Below are 1,375 nucleotides of genomic sequence, written 5' to 3'. Positions count from 1 at the left end.
TCCCGACGCTGACCCTACGGGTACAGCGCGGGGCTCCTGCGCGAGTAAGCTGAATTCCTATTTCCCACCTCCCCAACAACTCCCAAAATCCTCAGGGCAACCTTGCTAAGATTTCCATGGCAGGGATCCGGGAATATGCAAGGCGTACTGCTGATCCTCTACATGTTGGTTGTCAGTGGCCTGATTGCCGTTGTTGGGGATCGGGTGGGCTACCGCATTGGCAAAAAGCGCCTTACCTGGTTTAACCTGCGCCCCCGCCATACCGCCATTCTGGTGGCCGTGGTGACCGGCGTGAGCATCTCCGCCCTGACTTTGGGCACACTGCTGCTCCTCAACCGCTCTTTGTCGGAGGCCCTGTTCAGCTACACCAACCAAATTGCCCAGGCGGAGCAAGAGCTGCGGGCCCTCAACCGCCAAAAAGCCCTCTTGGAAGCGGAAAATGCCGCTCTCAGGGTTGAGCGAGACCACCTCAAGGTGGATCTGGATCAATTTCGCACCCAGCAGTCGGCAGCCCAAACCCGCCTGAGCGAAGTGCGCGATCAGCTGGCAGTGGCGCTGCAGGAGCGGCAGGAGGCGGAGGCCAAGCTGGCGGCAGCCAACGAGCAACTGGCCAAGGTGCAGCCCAGTTTGGATCGAGCCCATGCCGAGTTGGAGGCAGTGAAGGCAGAGGTGGAGTCGGCCCGCCAGGTGATCGCCACCCTGGAGTCGCAAAAACAAGCCCTGCAACTGGATCGGGATCAGCTGGAGCGCTCCCTGGATGTGGTGCAGGCGGCCTTAACCCAACTGGAGAACCAGAAAAACCAGCTTGAGCAGGAGATCGAGCAGCTCAACCAATTGGCGGTGCGGCTGCGGCGGGGGGAACTGGCCATCTTGGCGGGGGAAGTCTTGGCAACGGGGGTTGTGGAGGCTCCAAGGGGGGCAAAGCCAGAGGCGATTCGGCAGCAGTTTGAGCACCTTTTGGCCCAGGCGGAACAGCGAGCCCTTGCCCTTGGATCCCAGCCCATGCCCCCTCTGGAAAACGCGATCCTGATCCGCCGCGAGGATGCCGACCAAGCCCTGGAGAAGTTGCAAGAACCCGGTAGCTGGGCGGTGCGCATTCTCTCTCTCACCAACCGGCTCAAGGGGGAGCCTGTGCCTGTGCTCGTGCAGATTTACCCCAACCAGCGGATTTTCGCCAAGGGATCCGTGCTGGCCCACGGGGTGATTCAACCGGGTTTGAGCGAAAATCAAATCCAACAGCAACTGCTGGGGCTGCTGAACCAGGCCAATCAGCGCTCGCAGGAGGAGGGGCTTCTCTCGGATCCCATCACCGGCACCGTGGGGGAGTTCTCCCAGGTCAAGTTTCTGGAGGTTGTGCAGCATCTCCGCCAGAGCA

The 1,375-nt window shown here is 61.1% G+C and carries 1 protein-coding gene; it reads left to right on the top strand.

Annotation, left to right across the window (positions count from 1 at the left end):
- Positions 1-135: 135 nt before the first annotated feature.
- A partial coding sequence (locus tag NW856_RS13295) for a DUF3084 domain-containing protein (protein WP_414400643.1) occupies positions 136-1,375 on the top strand: 1,240 nt, incomplete at its 3' end.

It is taken from the genome of Synechococcus sp. R3-13, assembly GCF_047462195.1.
In the GTDB taxonomy this organism is placed as follows: Bacteria; Cyanobacteriota; Cyanobacteriia; order Thermostichales; family Thermostichaceae; genus Thermostichus.
Note: the sequence above shows the minus strand (reverse complement) of the source record. Positions and strands in the feature narration are given on the sequence as shown.